The organism is Gibbsiella quercinecans (assembly GCF_002291425.1).
Classification (GTDB): Bacteria; Pseudomonadota; Gammaproteobacteria; order Enterobacterales; family Enterobacteriaceae; genus Gibbsiella; species Gibbsiella quercinecans.
The window spans coordinates 3,429,255-3,448,430 of the sequence record NZ_CP014136.1; the positions used below are offsets into that span (position 1 = coordinate 3,429,255).

The 19,176-nt window shown below is 55.9% G+C and carries 17 protein-coding genes; 7 read left to right on the forward strand and 10 right to left on the reverse strand.

Annotation, left to right across the window (positions count from 1 at the left end):
• Positions 1 to 2: 2 nt before the first annotated feature.
• The 3 genes from ACN28Q_RS15835 (at position 3) to ACN28Q_RS15845 (ending at position 4,835) form a co-directional block, all read left to right on the forward strand.
• Positions 3 to 3,080, forward strand: coding sequence for an efflux RND transporter permease subunit (locus tag ACN28Q_RS15835; protein ID WP_095849055.1), 3,078 nt, complete (start codon positions 3 to 5; stop codon positions 3,078 to 3,080).
• Between the two features lie 460 nt (positions 3,081 to 3,540).
• Positions 3,541 to 4,083 (forward strand): YfaZ family outer membrane protein, encoded by a 543-nt coding sequence (locus ACN28Q_RS15840; RefSeq protein WP_095847220.1) that lies wholly within the window; start codon positions 3,541 to 3,543, stop codon positions 4,081 to 4,083.
• Positions 4,084 to 4,298: 215 nt separating this feature from the next.
• On the forward strand, positions 4,299 to 4,835 hold the full coding sequence (locus ACN28Q_RS15845; protein ID WP_095847221.1) for a helix-turn-helix transcriptional regulator: 537 nt from the start codon (positions 4,299 to 4,301) through the stop codon (positions 4,833 to 4,835).
• Positions 4,836 to 4,877: 42 nt separating this feature from the next.
• Here the strand turns inward: ACN28Q_RS15845 and hutX are convergent, their stop codons facing one another.
• Positions 4,878 to 5,378, reverse strand: coding sequence for a heme utilization cystosolic carrier protein HutX (gene hutX / locus ACN28Q_RS15850; protein WP_230469595.1), 501 nt, complete (start codon positions 5,376 to 5,378; stop codon positions 4,878 to 4,880).
• Positions 5,375 to 6,721 (reverse strand): heme anaerobic degradation radical SAM methyltransferase ChuW/HutW, encoded by a 1,347-nt coding sequence (gene hutW / locus ACN28Q_RS15855; RefSeq protein ID WP_095847222.1) that lies wholly within the window; start codon positions 6,719 to 6,721, stop codon positions 5,375 to 5,377. Before hutW ends, hutX begins: the two co-directional genes overlap by 4 nt.
• Positions 6,722 to 7,098: 377 nt before the next feature.
• Here hutW and ACN28Q_RS15860 point away from each other — a divergent pair, with 377 nt between their 5' ends.
• From ACN28Q_RS15860 to ACN28Q_RS15870, 3 genes are all read left to right on the forward strand, one after another.
• On the forward strand, positions 7,099 to 9,240 hold the full coding sequence (locus ACN28Q_RS15860) for a TonB-dependent receptor plug domain-containing protein (RefSeq protein ID WP_095849057.1): 2,142 nt from the start codon (positions 7,099 to 7,101) through the stop codon (positions 9,238 to 9,240).
• Positions 9,241 to 9,246: 6 nt separating this feature from the next.
• Entirely contained in the window at positions 9,247 to 10,086 is an 840-nt protein-coding gene (locus ACN28Q_RS15865; RefSeq protein ID WP_230469593.1) for a heme/hemin ABC transporter substrate-binding protein, read from the forward strand.
• Positions 10,087 to 10,243: 157 nt separating this feature from the next.
• Positions 10,244 to 11,299, forward strand: coding sequence for an IS110 family RNA-guided transposase (locus ACN28Q_RS15870; protein ID WP_095847224.1), 1,056 nt, complete (start codon positions 10,244 to 10,246; stop codon positions 11,297 to 11,299).
• A gap of 292 nt (positions 11,300 to 11,591) precedes the next feature.
• Here the strand turns inward: ACN28Q_RS15870 and ACN28Q_RS15875 are convergent, their stop codons facing one another.
• From ACN28Q_RS15875 to ACN28Q_RS15900, 6 genes are all read right to left on the reverse strand, one after another.
• On the reverse strand, positions 11,592 to 12,080 hold the full coding sequence (locus ACN28Q_RS15875; protein WP_095847225.1) for a GNAT family N-acetyltransferase: 489 nt from the start codon (positions 12,078 to 12,080) through the stop codon (positions 11,592 to 11,594).
• A complete protein-coding gene (locus ACN28Q_RS15880; protein WP_095847226.1) occupies positions 12,077 to 12,370 on the reverse strand; it encodes a type II toxin-antitoxin system TacA family antitoxin in 294 nt (97 codons plus the stop codon). The genes ACN28Q_RS15875 and ACN28Q_RS15880 overlap by 4 nt, the downstream gene beginning before the upstream one ends.
• A gap of 263 nt (positions 12,371 to 12,633) precedes the next feature.
• Positions 12,634 to 13,527, reverse strand: coding sequence for a DMT family transporter (locus ACN28Q_RS15885; RefSeq protein WP_413541203.1), 894 nt, complete (start codon positions 13,525 to 13,527; stop codon positions 12,634 to 12,636).
• The gene (locus ACN28Q_RS15890; protein ID WP_095847227.1) at positions 13,524 to 14,399 is read right to left on the reverse strand and encodes a DUF6024 family protein; all 876 of its coding nucleotides are present in this window, start codon (positions 14,397 to 14,399) and stop codon (positions 13,524 to 13,526) included. Before ACN28Q_RS15890 ends, ACN28Q_RS15885 begins: the two co-directional genes overlap by 4 nt.
• Complete coding sequence (locus ACN28Q_RS15895; RefSeq protein WP_095847228.1) at positions 14,399 to 14,797, reverse strand: NUDIX hydrolase; 399 nt, start codon at positions 14,795 to 14,797, stop codon at positions 14,399 to 14,401. The genes ACN28Q_RS15890 and ACN28Q_RS15895 overlap by 1 nt, the downstream gene beginning before the upstream one ends.
• Positions 14,798 to 14,810: 13 nt before the next feature.
• Entirely contained in the window at positions 14,811 to 15,482 is a 672-nt protein-coding gene (locus tag ACN28Q_RS15900; RefSeq protein WP_095847229.1) for a hypothetical protein, read from the reverse strand.
• A gap of 207 nt (positions 15,483 to 15,689) precedes the next feature.
• Here ACN28Q_RS15900 and ACN28Q_RS15905 point away from each other — a divergent pair, with 207 nt between their 5' ends.
• The gene (locus ACN28Q_RS15905; protein ID WP_095847230.1) at positions 15,690 to 16,568 is read left to right on the forward strand and encodes a LysR substrate-binding domain-containing protein; all 879 of its coding nucleotides are present in this window, start codon (positions 15,690 to 15,692) and stop codon (positions 16,566 to 16,568) included.
• Between the two features lie 32 nt (positions 16,569 to 16,600).
• On the opposite strand, the gene grxB is transcribed toward ACN28Q_RS15905, so the two are convergent.
• Positions 16,601 to 17,236, reverse strand: a complete 636-nt coding sequence (gene grxB, locus ACN28Q_RS15910) for a glutaredoxin 2 (RefSeq protein ID WP_095847231.1) — start codon at positions 17,234 to 17,236, stop codon at positions 16,601 to 16,603.
• A 143-nt stretch (positions 17,237 to 17,379) separates the two neighbouring features.
• Positions 17,380 to 19,137 carry a sulfite reductase subunit alpha gene (locus ACN28Q_RS15915; protein WP_095847232.1) on the reverse strand — a complete coding sequence of 586 codons (1,758 nt, stop codon included), beginning with the start codon at positions 19,135 to 19,137 and terminating at the stop codon, positions 17,380 to 17,382.
• Positions 19,138 to 19,176 lie beyond the last annotated feature (39 nt).

Genomic DNA, 19,176 nt, shown 5'->3' on the forward strand with positions numbered 1-19,176 from the left:
TGATGGGCATGATTGACGGCATCATTAATAATCGCACCCGTGCCTGGCTGATGATTTTGCTGCTGGGCGTGGGCGGCATCATCGCTTTTTTTAATATTGGCCGCCTTGAAGATCCGGCGTTCACGGTGAAAACGGCGGTGGTGATCACGCAATACCCCGGCGCCTCCACGCAGCAGGTGGAAGAGGAAGTGACGCTGCCGCTGGAGAACGCGCTCCAGCGCCTGCCTTACCTGGATAACGTCAGTTCTATTTCCAGCGTTGGCCTGTCGCAGATCACCGTCAATATCCGTTCGCAATACGGCGCCGCCGAGCTGCCGCAGATTTGGGACGAACTGCGCCGCCGCGTCGGCGATGCCGCCTTGCAATTCCCGCCTGGGGTCGCCGCCCCCTTTGTGAATGATGATTTCGGCGATGTGTACGGCTTTTTCTTTGCGATTTACGGCGACAACTACGACAACCAGGAACTGCGTAACTATGCAGAACAGCTGCGGCGCGATCTAGTCTTGCTGCCCGGCGTCGGCAAAGTGGCGATCGGCGGCGTGATCCCGGAGGAAATCCACCTTGAGATCTCACGCGCCAAAATGAGCGTATACGGCATCACCCTGCAGCGGCTGGCGGATATCCTGAGCCGCCAGAATATCGTTTCCGATGCGGGCAGCATTACGGTTGGCAGCGAATCTATTCGGCTGCACCCCACCGGCGAATTCCAAAGCATCGAGGAACTGGGCAACTTGCTGATCAGCCCACCCGGCAGCACGCACAGCGTTTACCTGCGTGATATCGGCACGCTGTCGCGCAGCCTGAATGACAAACCGACCAATATCTACCATGCCAATGGCCACAATGCGCTGACCATGGGTATTTCGTTTGTGCCTAACGTGAATGTCATCACGGTGGGCAATGCCATCGAAGCCCAGCTCAAACGTATGGAGGCGGAGAAGCCGGCGGGCATTCAACTGAAGGTGTTTTACGATCAGGCGGCCGAAGTTAAGCATTCGGTGAACGGTTTTATCCTTAACTTCCTGATGGCGCTGGTGATTGTCATCGGCACTCTGCTGATTTTCATGGGGATGCGCAGCGGGGTGATTATTGCCGCCTCGCTTGCCATCAATGTGCTCGGTACGCTGTTAATCATGTATCTGCTGGGGATCGAACTGCAGCGCATTTCTCTGGGGGCGCTGGTTATCGCACTGAGCATGCTGGTGGATAACGCCATCGTGGTGGTGGAGGGCGCCCTGGTTGAGCAACAGCGTGGTAAACGGCCGCTCGACGCCGTGCGGTATATCATCAGGCGCTCGGCCTTGCCCCTGCTGGCGGCGACGGTGATTGCGGTGCTGGCGTTTGCGCCGATTGGTTTATCGCAGGATTCCACTGGGGAATATTGTAAATCGCTGTTCCAGGTGCTGTTGATTTCCCTGATGCTGAGTTGGTTGACGGCGCTGACGCTGACGCCGGTATTTATCAAGTGGGCGTTCGGCAAGGTGGATCTTAGCCTGAAAGCGCAGACCGGCGGCGAGCCGGCATCGCCGTACAGCGGCCGGGTGTTCCGCATTTACCGCGGGATCTTGAGCGGGCTGCTGCGCCAACGGGCGGTGACGCTGGTGGTGTTGGCTGGGTTGCTGGGCGCTTCAATTTATGGTTTTGGTCACGTGCGGCAGAACTTCTTCCCGTCTGCCAATACGCCGATTTTCTTTGTCGATCTGTGGCTGCCCTATGGCACGGATATCAACTACACCGCGGCGGTGACGAAAAACATCGAGCAGAACGTCAGCCAGCAACCCGGAGTGGATACCACCGTGACCACCATCGGCCAGGGGAGCATGCGTTTTATGCTGACCTACAATTCGCAGCGCCAGTACACCAACTATGCGCAAATCATGGTCCGGGTGGACGATCAGCGCCGCATCGGCGGCATTGCGCAGCAGATCCAGAATTACATCCACGCCAACCATCCGGACGTGAACGAGCGCATTAAACGCATCATGTTCGGGCCTTCCAACGACAGCGCCATCGAGGCGCGGATCAGAGGCTCGGATCCGGACGTGCTGCGGCACATCGCCAGCCAAATCGATGACATCATCATGGCCGACGGTGGGGCCGATGGCAGCCGCAACGATTGGCAAGAGCGCAGCAAGGTCATCCGCCCGCAGTTTTCCACTTACCTGGGGCGTGAACTGGGGGTGGATAAGCGTGAGGTGGACAGCGCGTTGCGGATGAATTTCGAAGGCGGCGTGGTGGGGATCTACCGTGACGGCTCGCGTTTGCTGCCGATCGTGATGCGCCCGCCGGCCAACGAACGGCTTGATGCCGACCATATGGCCAATATCATGGTCTGGAGCCAGTCGCAGCAGCAGTTTATCCCGTTAAACAACGTGGTGAGCGCCTTTACCACCGAGTGGGAAGAGCCGCTGATCATGCGGCGCGACCGCATCCGGGTGCTGACGGTACAAACCGATCCCAGCCCGCTGAGCGGCGAAACGTCCGGCGATCTGCTGGCGCGCATCAAGCCAAAAGTGGCGGCGCTGGCGTTGCCTTTCGGCTACAGCATCGAATGGGGCGGCGACGCGGAAAGCTCCAGCGAAGCGCAATCGGGGCTGTTCACCACATTGCCGCTGGGCTTCCTGGTGATGTTTATCATTACCGTGTTGATGTTCAGCTCGCTGAAAAATGCCGTGGCCATCTGGCTGACCGTACCGCTGGCGATGATCGGGGTGACTCTGGGCTTCCTGTTGACCGGCATCCCCTTTGGCTTCATGGCGTTGATCGGGCTGCTAAGCCTGAGCGGGATGCTCATCCGTAACGGCATCGTGCTAGTGGAAGAGATCAACCAGCAAAAACGGGAAAAACCCCAGACGGCGGCGATTATCGACGCGGCTACCTCGCGCCTGCGGCCGATCCTGTTGACGGCCTTTACCACCGTGCTGGGGCTGGCGCCGCTGCTGCTGGACGTCTTCTTCCAGAGCATGGCGGTGGTCATTATGTTCGGCCTTGGCTTTGCCACTGTGCTGACGCTGCTGGTGCTGCCGGTGATATACAGTTGCATGCATCCTGAGAAGGTGGATAGCGCAAACCCGGAATAAAGCCGGGTTGAAGATGATGATTTTGATGGGCGTATCTTTTATCGCTGGCTAAAATACGGCAGGTAGCAGGAAGATGAATATTCCGGCTACCTGCCGTGGATTTCCATTACACGGCAACGTCACATTCCCTCTTTTTTCTCTTTTGAGCGCTTTCCCCCCGATAAAAAATAGAAGATATATTAGCGTTGGTTAACATAAATAACGGATAAACAATACCCATTATCGGTTTGGCGCTGGTTTGTTTTGTTGTTAATATGCCTCTAAGTTATGAGGTGTGGTCGTCACATAGTGATTTTTTATGTCTCCGTCTATTACACAATATAGGTATGGGGTTACGGAACTTTGGCCCTGAAGACAAGAGTCGGGCATTATTGGATACGGCCGCACGCTCCGCAAAGATCATCTTTTACATGTATTACGCATGTTTAATTATTTATGTTTTATTTTGAGGCCATACGTTATGAAAATTGCAAAATTTGCCCCACTTGCGTTGATTGCCGCATCCGGTTCCGCTTTTGCTTTGGGTTTTACCAGTGAAGTCGGCAAAGATTACACCAACCTCGATATGGAACTGGGGAAAAGCAGCTCCGGCCTGTATCTGCAGAGCAACTGGGTTAAAAACGTCAAAGACGGTGCGCAGGTTGGCGGCGTTGGCGCCGGTTATAACCTGGCGCTGGGGCCGCTGATGCTGAACGCGGGCGCCAAAGCGCTCTACATCGGCCCGAAAAAGGGCGATAACGGGATGGTATTCCCGATCGGCGGTGGCGTTACCTACAACGTAACCGACAGCATCGCCATTTACGGCGAAGGTTATTCTGCGCCGCAAGGATTGGGCAACAGCGTTAAAAATTACGCCGAAGCCAACGGTGGGGTCAGCTGGGCGCCATTCACCCCGCTGACGGTGAAAGTGGGTTACCGCTATGCGGGCGTTGACGGTAAAGATGGCCGCCCTGGCCATACCTTGTTCGACGGGGTTTACGCCGGCGCCGGCCTGACTTTCTAATGCGCCAGTAGGGGGTAGCCGATACTATCCCCTGTGAATCTTTTCCTCACAATGCCTGCGTTATCCTATTCTTTGTTCCTTTTCTCTGCCCCTTTTCTCCGCGCCTGATGTAAATACTTCCTCAACAATGTGATCACGACAATTTTTCATTATCATATAAATGGTATTATAAATGCATCTTTGATTTTATTATTCTCATCTGAAAAGGTGTAACGGTGATTTTTTATCTGGTTTCTGATGACAATATGCTATTCAACGGATTGTCTACGCTATTGTTGGATGAAGGCGTTGATCATCCGTTATTGAAACGCAAGCACAGCGAATATGCGGCATGTCTGTTTATTGTTGATGCCAGAGTGGCGCGGTGGGAACTGGAATTACTGTTGTATGAACGGCCCGATGGCCATTTTGTTATCTTGTGTTTTTCTTCCGCCGAGCTTGAACGTTGGCAGGAAAAATATATTTGCATTGATATGTCGCTTTCTCTTGGTGCTGTGCGCGCCAGCCTGCTTAAGGCAATGGTGGAAGATGCCGGGAGAATACGCATGGCGCAAACCCAGGATCTGTTTAGGCCGATATTGACGGTAAAAGAGAAGGATGTCTTCAGAGGGTTAATGATGGGGAAAAACGTGCACCAGATAGCGGAGATGTGCGGCTGCGATATAAAAACCGTTTACGGCCACCGGAGAAACCTGGTGGCAAAGCTCAGGTTCAATAACTTTAACCAGTTGTATTTGCATTGCCTGGGCTGAGCCGCCCCCGGCTGACCAGGGGCATGCTTGCGCGCGCAGTTTTTAGCCCTGTAGTGTTGCCGCCAACTGCCGGAATGCCGCCACTTGATCCGCCAGGAGTTGCCGGTGGCTGTCGCGGCCCAGGAAGATCTTGAACATGGCTTTTTCTTCGCTATTGAAAAAGATCACTGAAGCGGTATCCATCCCCATGAACTTGCGCTCAATCAGGGCAATATGCGCGCAGTTTTCCGCCTTGATATGGCCGCTCATGCCATTTTTACCCCGCAGATTAAAGTAGCCGTGGCGGTGGAAGCCGGAAGGCAGATCGCCGGAAAACTCTAAAATCACATCGTGGTTATGCACCAGCGTTGTCACTTTCCCCCAGCCGGTGATGGCGTCCCACACGGCGTCAAATTGCTCCCCGCTGACCACCCGGTGAACCGGAACCTGTTTAACCACGGCCAGCAGCGAGGTTTGATATTTTTCGGCAATGTCTTCCAGCGTGCCATCGGGCTCTGTGCGCATAAACTCGGCCAGAGATAAGGATGAATCCGAAGGTGTCATAGTAGGGTGCTCCTTTGTGGTAATGAAGTAGGGGATTCGGGATTGAGCTGGAGGATCAGCTGTTGCAGCGATTGCAGCAGATTGCTGGCCCAAAAGCGGCCTTCGTCGGTCAGGCGTATGCAGGTGCCGGCGTCTTTGGTCAGGCCTGCCTGGTGCCACTGGCTTAATAATGGCGCCAGCCGCTGCGCATGCGGCGTAATTTCAGGCAACGGAATGCGGCCGATTTCAACCCCTGCCTGCAGGATATGGCGCCACTGATTATCTGCCGTGCTGTGCATCATCATCATCAACGGCTTCTGTTGTTGCTCAATCGCCTGGTAGTACTTGCTTAACTGGCGCTCGACCATGTAGGTTCGGCCGTTAACCGAACCGCCGCCGCCTGCGCCCATCGCCAGGCAATCCGCACCGCGTTTGATCAACAGGTTGTATAGGTTGCGTTCGCGGGTGGTGCATGCCCAATGGCTATTGCTGATATGGCGCCAACCGGCGTCGTCGAGCATCTGGCAGCCCTGCAGGTAAAGATCGCGCCGTTCGAGCGGGGTGGGGATTGTGACCCGTTTGTTTTCGACCGCTTTCGCCAACGGCGTGCCGGGCAACAGGTTCAACGCGTAGAGATCCACGCCGTCCAGGCCGATGCCCTGGGCGATGGTTAAATCTTCCGCCCAGTTTTCCGCGTTTTGGCCGGGCAGGCCGAACAACAGATCGCAGACGATCGCGGCGCGATCGCGCTTGCTTAGCCCTTCAATAAAACGCCTGGCCTGCGGCCCGTCGGATGTTCGCCCCATCTGTTTGCGAATGCGGCTATTGAAGGTCTGGATGCCGATGGAAAACCGATTGGCGCCGGCGTCCAGGCAGGCGTCAATGCGCTCATCATCAAAATCCAGTACGCGCCCTTCAATGGTGATTTCGCAGTCCGGCGCCAGCGGCAGCCGGGCTCTTAAGGTTTGAATAATGCGGAACAAGTCTTTCGCCGCCAGCGCGGAAGGGGTGCCGCCGCCAAAATAAACCGCATGAATGGGTGCGGACTGGTGGAGTGTGCTGCCGGATTCCATGTCGATTTCCCGCAGCAGATATTGCGTATATTGCTCGCAACTTTCTGGTTTATAGCGGTTTTGATAAAACGCGCAGAATTTGCAATGGGTGGCGCAAAACGGCACATGCAAATAGAGCAGCCTCTTGCGCGCCGGGGCCGCCTGTCTGACCAGTGATTGCCATTGTGCCTGCACCTGTTCTGGCGGTATGGGCGCCGTGGGGCGCCAGGGCATGGTGGCGTGGCGATCTGTAAATGGCTGTGCACCGGCTTGCGCATAGTGTGGGGTGAAATCAATCAGCGGGGAGCCCATATAACGCCTTTGCGGTCGGTCAATTTCACGGAATTAAATGATAATAAAACTCGTTTATCAAATAAAAAGTGTCGCGATCACGAAAATAAAACGTTATAGGGAAAAAAGAGTAACACTGGGATGCGATTAATTAACCTGGCTTGTCTATTTTTATGGGAATTTAACAATAATACTCATACATAAGTTTTATTAACATTAGTTTGGCATTCATAGTAAGTATATTTTTCTTTGAATGCCACTAAGAATAATTCTTGGCATTTTGATTTTAATCAACGTGCATTTCATTTCCGATAATATTTCTCGATCGCACCCGCCGTTTTCTGTAAAACCACAATTCAATTGATAATGATTCTCACTTGCCTTCGGGGTTGATTGCCATGCCATGCAAAAATGCGATCTCATTTTGTGGTTTATTCCTGATATCAGGGGGTTATTCTTTTGCTCAACCAGTGACTACCGCCGAGGATGCGGCGCAAAGCAGCGATACGATGGTGGTGAGCACCAGCCGTTCTGAAAAATCAGTATGGGAAAGCCCGGCTTCTGTTCAGGTTATTGGCGCCGACGAATTGGGGAAGTCTACCAGCGAATCACTTGCTGACTTGCTGCGTGATGTTCCCGGCGTTGAGGTTTCCGATAATTCATTGGCCGGTCGAAAACAGATCCGTATTCGCGGTGAGGATGCCTCGCGGGTATTGGTATTAATTGATGGGCAAGAGGTGACATATCAGCGCTCGGGCATGGGTTCCGGCCCAGGGTTATTGATTGATGAATCGGCGATTGAGCGAATTGAGGTAGTAAAAGGGCCAAACTCTGTTTTATATGGCTCGCAGGCGATCGGCGGGATAATTAATTTTATTACCCGCAAAGGGGGCGACAAACCTTTTGGCGGCAGTATTAAAACCGTTTATGACAGCGCCACCAATGGCTGGAACAGTTCAGGCTCGGTGTATGGCACGGTAGAAAACTTCAGCTACCGCCTGAGCGGCAGTTATGCCGATCATGGCGATCGTAAAACGCCGGACGGCCGTTTAACGAATACCAACTATGGCAATCAAAGCCAGAGCGCCTGGCTGGGCTATACGTTAGGGCGGCACCAGTTTGGCTTGTCGGTGGATCGCTACCGCCTGGATACCCAAACCTACTTCAACGATCCCGGCTATCAAAGCTTCAGCGTTAAATTGCCGAAGCTTGAACGTGAGAAAATCGGCCTGTTTTATGACTATGATGCTGGTGGCGACTTTCTCAAAAAGGTTCATCTGAATGCCTATCATCAGGTGCTGGAGCGCAAATTTGAAAATGAGATTGCCGTCAGCACACCGTCGAGCCCAATGATTGGCACGGTGAACGTTGCCAACCAAACCCAGATCCATGACACGCAAAATACCCAGGGCCTTACCCTGCAGAGCGATTGGGCTTTATTTGAGCGTGATGCGTTGATCCTAGGCGCGCAGTATCAGCAGGATCGGGTGAAACAAAACGCCTGGGGCAATGTGGTGACTTCTACCACCACCGGCTTCCCGTCTGCGGCCAATAAGACCACCGAGACCTATGCCAATAACCGTTGGCAACAAACCAGCTGGTCGCTGTTCGGGCAGAATGAATGGGCATTTGCCGATAATTGGTCCTGGATTGTCGGCGCACGCCAATACTGGATGGAATCAAAATCAATCGGCGGCGATAAGCAGGTTACCGATTCCTTCGGCGGCGCAAGCTATACCGCGTTCAGCGATAATTCCGTGCGCGACAACGCCTTTGTCACGGCCACGAGTTTGCGCTATTCCGGCTTCGACAATCTGCAACTGCGGATGTCCTTCGCTCAGGGATATGTCTTCCCGACGCTGTCGAATCTGTATATTGAAACCTCAGCGGGCGGCGGTACAACGTACGGCAACCCGAACTTAAAAGCCGAACACTCCAATAACTATGAGGTTGGCGCCCGCTATAAAGGGCATGCGTGGCTGATTGATAGCGCGGTTTACTATGCCGAGGCCAAAGACTACATCGCCAGCCTGGCCTGCACCGGGCAGGCAATATGTAACGGCAACAGCAACACCAGCAATACGGCATATCAGTATTACGCCAATGTGAATAAAGCCAAAACCTACGGGATGGAAGTGACTGCGGAATATAACGGCTGGTCGTTTGTGCCTTACGTCAGCGGTAACCTGATGCGCCGCCAGTTCGAGACGCCGACGATGAAAACCTATGATTCCGGCGAACCGATGTTGACCGGGCGTGCCGGGGTTAAGCATACGCTGGCGCTGAACGCGTTTGATGTCGAGTCCAATCTGTTTATTCGCGCGGCTAGCCAGGCGAAAGACAGCACCGGCTCTGAAATGGTGCGTTACCCCGGTTGGGCGACGCTGAATTTCGCCGTTACCACGCAATTTGGCGACGACAATCAATACCAAACCACGTTGGCGCTGAACAACCTGACGGATAAACGTTATCAGACGGCGCATGAGTCTATTCCGGCGGCGGGCTTTAATGCGGCCCTGGGCGTTGGCGTGCAATTTTAAGGACTGATGATGAAACGTCTGGTTATTGCTTTGTTGGCCGGTTGGCTGTGCGCCGCGGCGCAGGCTCAGGAACGGCTGGTGGTGGTCGGCGGCTCGCTGGTGGAAATTGTGTATGCGCTCGGCGCCGGGGATCGGGTAGTGGGGGTGGATCAAACAACGTCTTATCCGCCGCAAACGCAGGCGCTGCCGCACGTTGGCTACTGGCTGCAATTGAGCGCTGAAGGGCTGCTGGCGTTGCGCCCCGATAAACTGATTACCTGGCAGGATGCCGAACCGCGCAGCGTGCTGGAACAGCTGCGCCAGCAGCACGTGGATATTATTGCCTTACCGCGTACGCCCGCCACGGCGGAACAGTTACTCGGCAACATAAGAACGTTGTCGACGGCGCTGGGGGCCACGGAAAAAGGCCAGGCGCTGGTTAACGATATCAGCCAGCGGCTGGCCGCCGTCTCGCGTAAAGCGGCAACACAGCCTGCGCCGGTGAAGGTGTTGTTCATGTTATCGGTAGGCGGCGGTTCGCCGCAGATTGCCGGCAGCGGGACGGTGGCCGATGGCGTTTTGCGCCTGGCCGGCGGGCGCAATGTCGCCAACCATAGCCAGTATCGGACTTACAGCGGTGAAGCGATTATTGCCGCTAACCCGGATGTCATCGTGGTTACCACGCAAAGCCTGGCCGGGGGCGGCGGGAAAAAACTGCTGGGCAATATTCCCGGCGTTGCCCAGACGGCCGCGTGGCGCAATAACCATATTGTGACCATCGATCAGGCGCTGATCCTGGGCATGGGGCCGCGAATCGCCCAGGCGGCGGAACAGCTCTACCAGGGCTTCTATCCCGCGAGCCGGTAGGCGGCAACGCAGCGACAAATTCGTCGGGAGCAGATTTGAAGGCTGCGGGCAGCGGCCCCATCGGGGCGAGGACCAGGGATAATGAGATGGACGCTCCAACGTTGACGGCATCCAAGTGCCAAAATACGAGCGTAAACTCAGCAGAAGGAGCGTCCAAATGCAAGTATCTACTTTGGGTATCGACCTGGCAAAAAATGTTTTCCAACTTCATGGCATCGATCACACCGGCCACACGGTGCTCAGGAAAAAACTGAACCGGGACAAACTGGTGCCTTTCATTATGCAACTCAGCCCCTGCCTGATTGGGATGGAGGCCTGCGCATCCAGCCATCACTTTGCCCGGCTTTTCAGCCAGTATGGTCATCAGGTCAAACTGATGCCGCCGCAATACGTCAAGCCCTACGTGAAAACCAACAAGACCGATGCGGCTGATGCCGAAGCCATTTGCGAGGCAGTCACTCGCCCCAACATGCGTTTTGTGCAGGTCAAGACGGCCGAACAGCAGGCGATACTCGCTCTGCATTCCGAGCGTGACATACTGGTTCGGGAACGGGTGGCATGCGTGAACAGTTTACGCGCCATGCTGGCCGAGTTTGGTCTCATTATGCCAACCGGACATTGTGCTTTTCATCAGGGCATTCCCGATATCCTGGAAAACGGAGATATTACCCTGTCCCCCTTTGTTCGCCGCAGCGTTGCGCGCCAGTTTGAGCATATCCTTGCGCTCGAAGACCAGGTTACCCTGATTGAACAAGAACTCAGTCAGTGGGCGAAAAGCCAGCCAGCCTGTCAGCGGGTGATGAAAGTGCCGGGAGTGGGACTGATGACCGCGACCTACCTGGTGGCGTCGGTAGGCAATGGGCAACAATTTCATTGTGCAAAGCAGTTTGCTGCCTGGCTGGGGCTGACGCCGCGTGAGCACTCCAGCGGCGGGAAGCAACGCCTGGGGCGTATCAGCAAGCGGGGGGACAGATACTTCCGTTATCTGCTGATGCACGGTGCGCGTGCCGTTGCAGCGGTGATTGAACGGCACAAGGAAACGATGCCGTGGTTGTTCGCCTTGCTACAGAAGAAAAACTACAACGTGGCAGTGGTGGCCCAGGCGAGCAAAACGGCCCGCATTCTGTGGTCGATGCTGGTGAAGGGAACAGAATATCGCCCCGCTGCGCCCATTGAGGCTAGCTCAATGAGTGCGTCGGGGCAGCAAGCGTAAACGCAGTCCGGTAGTTGCTCGTGTAATCAAGAAGATGGCGAAACAGGTAAGACCGCAGGTGAGACATACCGTAATCGGCCAGGGCAATGTAGCCCGTAGGGATGGTTAGGCGCTCACCTGGCGGATTTCATCATGGTTCGGGTCACAGTAAGACCCCGAAAGAAACCGGATATATGGCTGCAATACCTGTTCACGTTTTCAGAAAAAAACATTGGCATTATCGGAGCGTCCATATATGGGCCGAGTAATAAAGCCAACACACCTGCAACTTGCAGTATGAGGGGGATATATATTAAGCACTGGCAAGCAAATCCCCCAGCGTTATCATCAGCATCATCGGATCCATCGGCGAGGGCTCAAACCCCACCCGTTGGTAAAAATCCCGCGCTTCATCAGATAAGGCATGAACCAGCATCCCCCGGATACCGATAGTTTCCGCCACTTGAATCACCCGTAGGCCGGCATCTCGCACCAGTGCCCGTCCGATACCCTGACTGTGCAATGATTTGTCTACCGCCAGACGCCCCAGTATGACCACCGGGATTGGATCAGGCATATTACGGCGAAAGCGGCCAGGCGCCGCGTTTGCCACTACCGCACTGGATGCCAGTGAGTAATACGCCAGCACTTTCGCACCGTCGCAGCAGACAAATGTTCTTGATGCACCGGTTAACTGATTTTTCATCGCCCGTTGTTTCAGCCAGTTATCCATAGAATCCACGCCGCAACAAAACGGGCCGAGTACATGTTCAGCATGAAGCGGCTCCGGGGGGGAGATCATTTTTTCTGATCCCAAGGCGCAGGCGTTTGCATGGTTTTTCGCAGCGCGGCGTTTGGCGCAGGAGCCTGATCCAGACGGGTAAGAAATTCCTGATAGGCTTCAGGATCTGCCATAATAATGCGTTGTTCGATTAATGCTTCTTCTGCGGCGGCGCGAGCCGCTTCCAGAACAAAATCGGTTCGGTTTTTGCCTTTGGCTTTCGCCGCTCGATCGATAAGATCGCGTTCGGCGGGTTTAATGCGTAAATTCAATGTTTCGCGCTTGCCGGAAACGTGATTCGTAACGGGCATATTGTGATTCTCCGGGTGTTCCGCTGGATGTTAATTATACAATATGCGTAACGCTGATGTCATTACGATTTATAGCTAGGATGAGGAACTGAATTTCAATTTAATCGATAACGCCATGTTGCCAAGTAGACAGCTAACAACAACCTCTGCGCCTTAGGCGGCATGCTCCTTGCTTATTACTTGCGTATAAAAAGGACACGCCACCCTTGGCGATGGGTTATCGGCACACCGGTAAAAAACGGCGCGCTGTGATGTAACCCCGCTTAACCGGCATCGGCATAACGCTCGGTGTTCTGCTGGCGGCGGCTATACAGGCTTTGCGATATCACCGCGGCCACGATAATCACCCCGCCGACGAGAGCGTGCGGTGCCGGCGCTTCCCCCAGGAACAGGTAAATCCACAGCGGCGCCAATGCGGTTTCAAGCAGCAGAAACAGCCCAGCGTTCGCCGGTGAAACAAAGCGCGTGGACAAGGCAATCAGCCCCATCGCCAGCGGCATAATCAGCGCGCCTTCCACTACCACCCAGAGCCATTGCGTATCGCTGAGCAGCAGCGATGTGTCGAACATCTGTTTGCCGTTGAACGCCATGATCAGCAGCGATGCCAGCACGCCGCCCAGAGACGGCAAGCCGACCGTACCGCTGTTGACCTTTGAGGAAAAGATAAACGCCAGCGCCATCGATACCGCCGTCGCCAGCGCGAAGGCGTTGGCCACCGCGCTCTGATCGCCGGATTTGCCGAACATCACAATCACCACCCCGATAATCCCCGCCAGCGCTGCCGCCATCAGGCTACGATCGATACGCACGCCGAAGAACAAGCGTGAGATCAGCGCGGAAATAAAAGGCGTGGAGGAGATGATGACCAGCACCGTGGCGATATTGCCGCGGTTGAGTGCATTGACGAAGCAGGCCGAGGCCACGCAGAAGAACAGCGCCGACAGCCAGTTGTCGCGCGTTAACCAAGGGGTGCCGATGGTGCTGCGGCTGCGCTTCCACAACAGCCAGACGGCGAAGAACATTCCCCACATACACAACCCGCGCAGCACGACAATCAGCCAGGAGTTTGGGATGGACATCAGGCGGATAAACACGGAATCGGTGCTGAGAATAATTCCCCCTATTATCCCAATCAGGTTGCCGGGGTTTTGTTTCATGGTGTACTCCAGAGTGTTGTTAGTGTTGAAATGATTTCGTCGGTGGCATCGTGGTGCTCGCCGGCCTGGCCGCGCGCCCAACCGGAAAGCCGCAGCGTTTGCGTTTCCGGGAACCAACTGCCGCCGAGGGCTTTAGCCCGCTGGCGCTGCGCTGCATCAAGCGCCGGCAGCGCCAGACAACTGAACGGCAGGCCGGGATCGCTGACCGAGGCACACTCGGCGCCGCCCGGAGTCGTTAGCCGGATGGCGCCCACCTGCGCCACGTTGTAGGGTTGCCATTGGTTGCTATGCACGTTTTTCAGAGCTTCCTGCAGTGGGCAGAGAGACGCGGTAGCCTCTTCAAACAGCCGCAGCTCACTGCGCAGCAGGGTACTGAACTGCGCTGTTCGCATCGCGACGATCGCCAGCCCAACGGTCAGCGAAGCGTGCTTATGCAACGGCGCAATAAAAACGTTGCTTTGCGCCACCAGGTTTTGGTGCAGGCCGGTGGCAAAGCTGTGCGAAGCGTCCACCACCGCGTTGCCGGGGCCGGGATGGATGGCATTCACCGCGCCGGTATACGGGTTGACGTGAGTGATGATGTGCATTTCCCCAGGCCAGGCGGCGTTCAGCGTGGCATCGGGGAACAGCAGGTTGATCGGCTGATAATGTTCGTGGCGGGCCAGGCACAGCGTAACGTTCTGCTTACGGAACAAGTGCGACAGGATCACCATCCCGATCCGGACGGATGGGACAAAGAAGACATCGTACTCGTCCAGTTTATACAGGCGCGTTAGCGCAGTACGCAGCTCATCGCGGTACTGGCCGGCCCGTTTATAAAACCGATCGCCGTGGGCCTGCTGTAGCAGTGGCGATAACGAGGAGGCATCCATCAATCGATAATCCCTTGTTGATAGAGCAGGGGCAGAATGTTGTCGCGGAAGATCGAACCCACCGCGATCTCGTTCGCCGGCTGCCGGTAGTTGACCCAGGCGATCTCTTCGATTTCTGCGCTAGCGCGTGGTTGCCCGACGATCTCGACGTGATAAACGTGATTTTCAATCATCACATCTTCAAATTCGGCGTGGCCGTGGAACAGGCCGAAAGGGCGGACGTCACGCACCCCGACGGCTAACTCTTCCCGCAGTTCGCGGCGCAGGCAACTGAGGTGATCTTCCCCAGGGTGCAGCTTGCCCCCCGGTGAGATAAAAATCTGGGTGCCGCGCTTGCGCGTCAGAAGCAATGCACGTTGGTGCAAAATAATCGCGGCGCATTTCACAATAACTTTCACGGGATGCTCCTGCTTATACGGCCGTCAACTGAGGGCTGGCCGCCATATCGACAAGCGTATTGCCGGAGAGGAAGTTGATGATGTCTATCGCCCGCGGGGTTTTTTCCTGTAAATAAGCCAGGATCACCTCGTCGCTGGGGGTAGTGAAGCTATCGGCGAAAATACTGATGCCTTCCAGCGATTTAGTCGAAATGCCGAGCTGCAAAAGCCGGTATTTCACGTCTTCCGCCGAGTGGGCGAATTCGTAAATCGGCGAATGATAGTGAATGCCAAATTCCGCCATCAGTGCGACCAGGTACTCTTTGGCGACCAACCGCTGCTCTGGGAACTCTCTCTGGTAATGGGTGATGCCGTCGTTGATGGTGGTAATACCATGGTGACGGCAGAAATCCACCAAGTGCGCGTGGATCGCCAGCTTCTCGCCGAGTAGCACCAGGTTTTTGCGGTAGTTGAGGATATCCTGTTCCAGGTTTTCGATGGCGATCGAACGGAAGGCGCCGCTGATGTCTGCAACGGTATGCCCCAAGACCAGATCGCCGAACCGGGCCTTCAGTTCATCCACTCGGTGCGCCAAAATCCCGCGGTGTAGTGAACAACCGCTGTTGCCCGACCATAAATGCACCGGGATACCTTGTAACATCAGATAACAGGCTGCCAGGGTGCTATCCCTGCCACCGGTGAACATAACTAACTGGGGTTGTATCTGTGAGGAACTCATAATTACCACGTCTATGTTGCTGTGCTTCGGTTAAATGAGGAGCGGGAACCCGTGTGAAAACGGCATTGGGTCACTCCGTTGGCCCGTTGCTGGTAATCAGACTAAAACGTTTCGGCTTGCGGTTGTAATGATATAATCACACACTGAATGTGAGATTTTCTAACAGGGTGAGGTATGGCCGATCTACCGTCGTTGCGGGCGCTGCACTATTTTCAGCAGGCGGCGCGCTTTGAAAACTTCAGCCTGGCGGCTGAATCGCTGAACGTGACTCATAGCGCCATCAGCCACCAAATCCGGCAGTTGGAGGCACAGCTCGCCACGCCACTGTTTACCCGCAGCCATGGGCGGGTATTCCTCACCCCGGCCGGCGAACGGCTGAAAAAAAGCTGTTTGCAGGCTTTTGGCGAGCTTGAACGCGCCTGCCATGAAATTAAAAACCAGGGCGTAAGCCCGCTAACCATCGCCTGCGCGCCAAGCTTTCTGGCCCAATGGTTGCTGTCGCGCATCGGCCGTTTCTCGGAGCGGTATGCGGATATTCCCCTGACGTTTCAAACCTGTACCGATATTGAACAACTGAAAAGCGGCTATAGCGATGTGCTGTTACTGAGCCACGAACGGCCGGTGGATCCGGATATCGAAACCACGCTGCTGAGTGTGGATTACATCGGCCCGGTGTGTGCGCCCGATTTCACGCAGGCCTTTACCTACGCGACGGACTTTTCCACGCTGCCCCTATTGCACGCCGACACCAAGGTTCACGCCTGGGCCGAATGGGCCAGGAAAACCGGCGCCCAGGGGGACTTCTGGGCCGGCCGGCATTTTGAAAACCTGATGCTGGCTATTCAGGCCGCGCGCAGCGGGCTTGGCATCATCATGACGCCGCAAATGTTGGTCAAGAAAGACATCCAGCAGGGGACGTTGGTTGCCCCATTGGGCTTTGTGGAGGTGGATCGCGCCACCTGGATGATGGTGCATGCGCAGCGCAAGGAGGAGCGTGCTATTCGCCTGTTCTGCCGTTGGTTGTTGGAAGAGGCGGCATACGGCGAGGAATAACGGCGGCCGGTGCGCTGGCCGCCATCAGGGGGTTACATTGCCTGCCCGCTAAGCAAATCTACCTTGCTTTGCGCGCTCAGGCGCGTGATATAGGCGCTGGCGTTCGGGCCGAAGCTGATGTCTTTGACGATGCTCAACGAGCGCAGCAGCGGGAACAGGATAAAGTCCGTTGTGCTGACCTCGGTTTTTCCTGCCAGCAGCGGCTCCAGTTCGGCGAGTTTTTGCTGCACTTGCGCGACCAGCGCTGGGGTTTCCGCCGTCAGCGCGTCCAGATCGCCAAAGGCTTTTTGTTCCCGCTCCAGATAGGCCTGGCGTGCCTGTGGGGTGGCCAGTTCTTGAAAATCGCCGCGGGTGAAGCGGGGCACTGCCAGCTTGAAGATCGCGCCCGATGCGGCTTTGCCCCAGGCTTCGATCGCAGGATCGACCGGCTGGTCGGCGATTAACGGCGCCTTAAGCGCATCAACGTAATGCACGATGTCCATGCTTTCCGGCATAAAGCTGCCGTCATCCTTGGCCAGAATCGGCACCACTTTGCGCCCGACCATGCGGATAGGGGGTTCTGCATCGCCTTCCATAATCACTGCCTGCTCATAGGCAATATCTTTCAGCCCAAAGATCATCCGGGCCCGGACGCAGAACGGGCAGTGTTCGTAAATGAAAAGTTTCATGGGGGATCGACCTCGTTTGTGATTGGCGAACGGTAGGTAATGGTTAATGTTATCCGCCATTATACTGTTCTATACCCTTCATACTTCAAGTTGCAGACGGCATAAAAAATGGCAGCCGGAGCTGCCATTGATGTGGTCACCACTCAATATACGTCGCGCAGGTAGCGCTTTTCCTTTTTGAGCTGGTTGACGTAGTCCGCGGCTTTTTCTTCTGAAAGGCCGCCGTGCTGGGCGATCGCCTGGTGCAACGCCTTATCGACATCCTTCGCCATGCGGGTTGCATCGCCGCAGACATAGAAGTGGCCGCCTTCTTGCAGCCAGGCGTAAAGCTCCGCACCCTGTTCGCGCATCCGCGTTTGCACGTAGATCTTTTCGGCCTGATCGCGTGAGAAGGCCAGATCGAGCTGGGTCAGCAGGCCATTTTTCTGCCAGTGCGCCAGTTCATCCTGGTAGATGAAATCGTGCTGATGATGCTGATCGCCAAACAACAGCCAGTTTTTGCCTTTGGCGCCGCTGGCCTGGCGTTCCTGCAAGAAGGCGCGGAACGGCGCAATACCGGTGCCGGGGCCGACCATGATCAGCGGCGCATCGCCGTCGGCGGGCACACGGAAGGCTTTATTCGGCGAAATGAAGATGGACGGTTTTTCGCCGCGCCGGACGCGATCGGCCAGATAGGTCGAGCATACGCCGCCGCGCGCCCGGCCGGCGCTGTGGTAGCGCACGGCGGCCACCGTCAGGTGCACCTGATCGGGGTGGGCTTTCTGGCTGGAGGAAATGGAGTAGGCGCGGTGCTGCAATGGGCGCAACTGCGCCACAAACTCCTGCACGCCGATCGCACGGCTGGGATCCAACTGCAGCAGATCGAGCGTGTCTTTGCCCCACAGCCAGACCGCCAGCGTGTCTTTATCATCATGCTGCAGAATATGGCGTAGCTCTTCGTTGGCCGTATACTGGCCGACCCATTTAATCAGCTTGCGTGACGGTTCGCTGATTTCAAACTGGTAGGTCAGCAGATCGCCCAGGCTGCTGTCATGGCCGGGAACCGGCGTGTCATACGCCACGTTCAGGCGGGTGAGCAGCAGATTGACCAGCGCCGGATCGTTCACCGGGATCACCCCTAACGCATCGCCGACTTCATAGCGAAGCCCGCTGCCGGCCAGATCAAACTCAAGGTGGCGAATGTCTTTGCCGGAGAGCTCGCCGGACAGGCGCTGGTTGGTGACCAGGGCCGCCGCATAAGGGTTATGTTTATTGCTGCCGGGGATCGCCGGGGCCTCTGGGGCGCTGGCGAGCGCCGTGCCGCTGCCGCCCGCGCTGGCGGAAAACTGCGGGATCGCGCTGCCGATCCAGTCGCTGGCCGGCTGCTCGTACTCCACGTCGCAGTCGACGCGATCTGTCAGCCGCTTGGCGCCCAGTTGCTCCAGGCGCATATCAATGAATTTGCCCGCCTGGCAAAAACCGTCATAGCTGGTGTCGCCAATCGCCAGCACGGCGAAGTGCATCTGCTCCAGGCGCGGTGCCGTGCTGGCGGAAATCGCATCCCAAAACAGCTGGGCGTTGTCCGGCATTTCACCTTCGCCGTAGGTCGAGGTGATGATCAGCACGTGACGCATGGTTGCGAAGACGTCAAGATCGACTTCCCCCAACGCCTGAACCACCGGCACCATCCCCTTGGCCCGTGCCGCGGCGGCGGCGTTCTGCGCCAGCGCTTCGGCATTGCCGGTTTGGGAACCGAACAGGATATGAAGCTGCGCCGCATTAGCCGTGCCGGCGCTGCCTGCGGCCGGTTGGGTGCCTTCGATAACTAACAACCGCGAGTGTAGCCCGGCGAGAAACCCCGCCAGCCAGGATTTCTGTTCACCGTTAAACGGTGCATCTTCAGGAATGAAGGGTATTTTCATTGATATTGATTCTCGATTCCGTCTTTGCGTTTTCTGTAA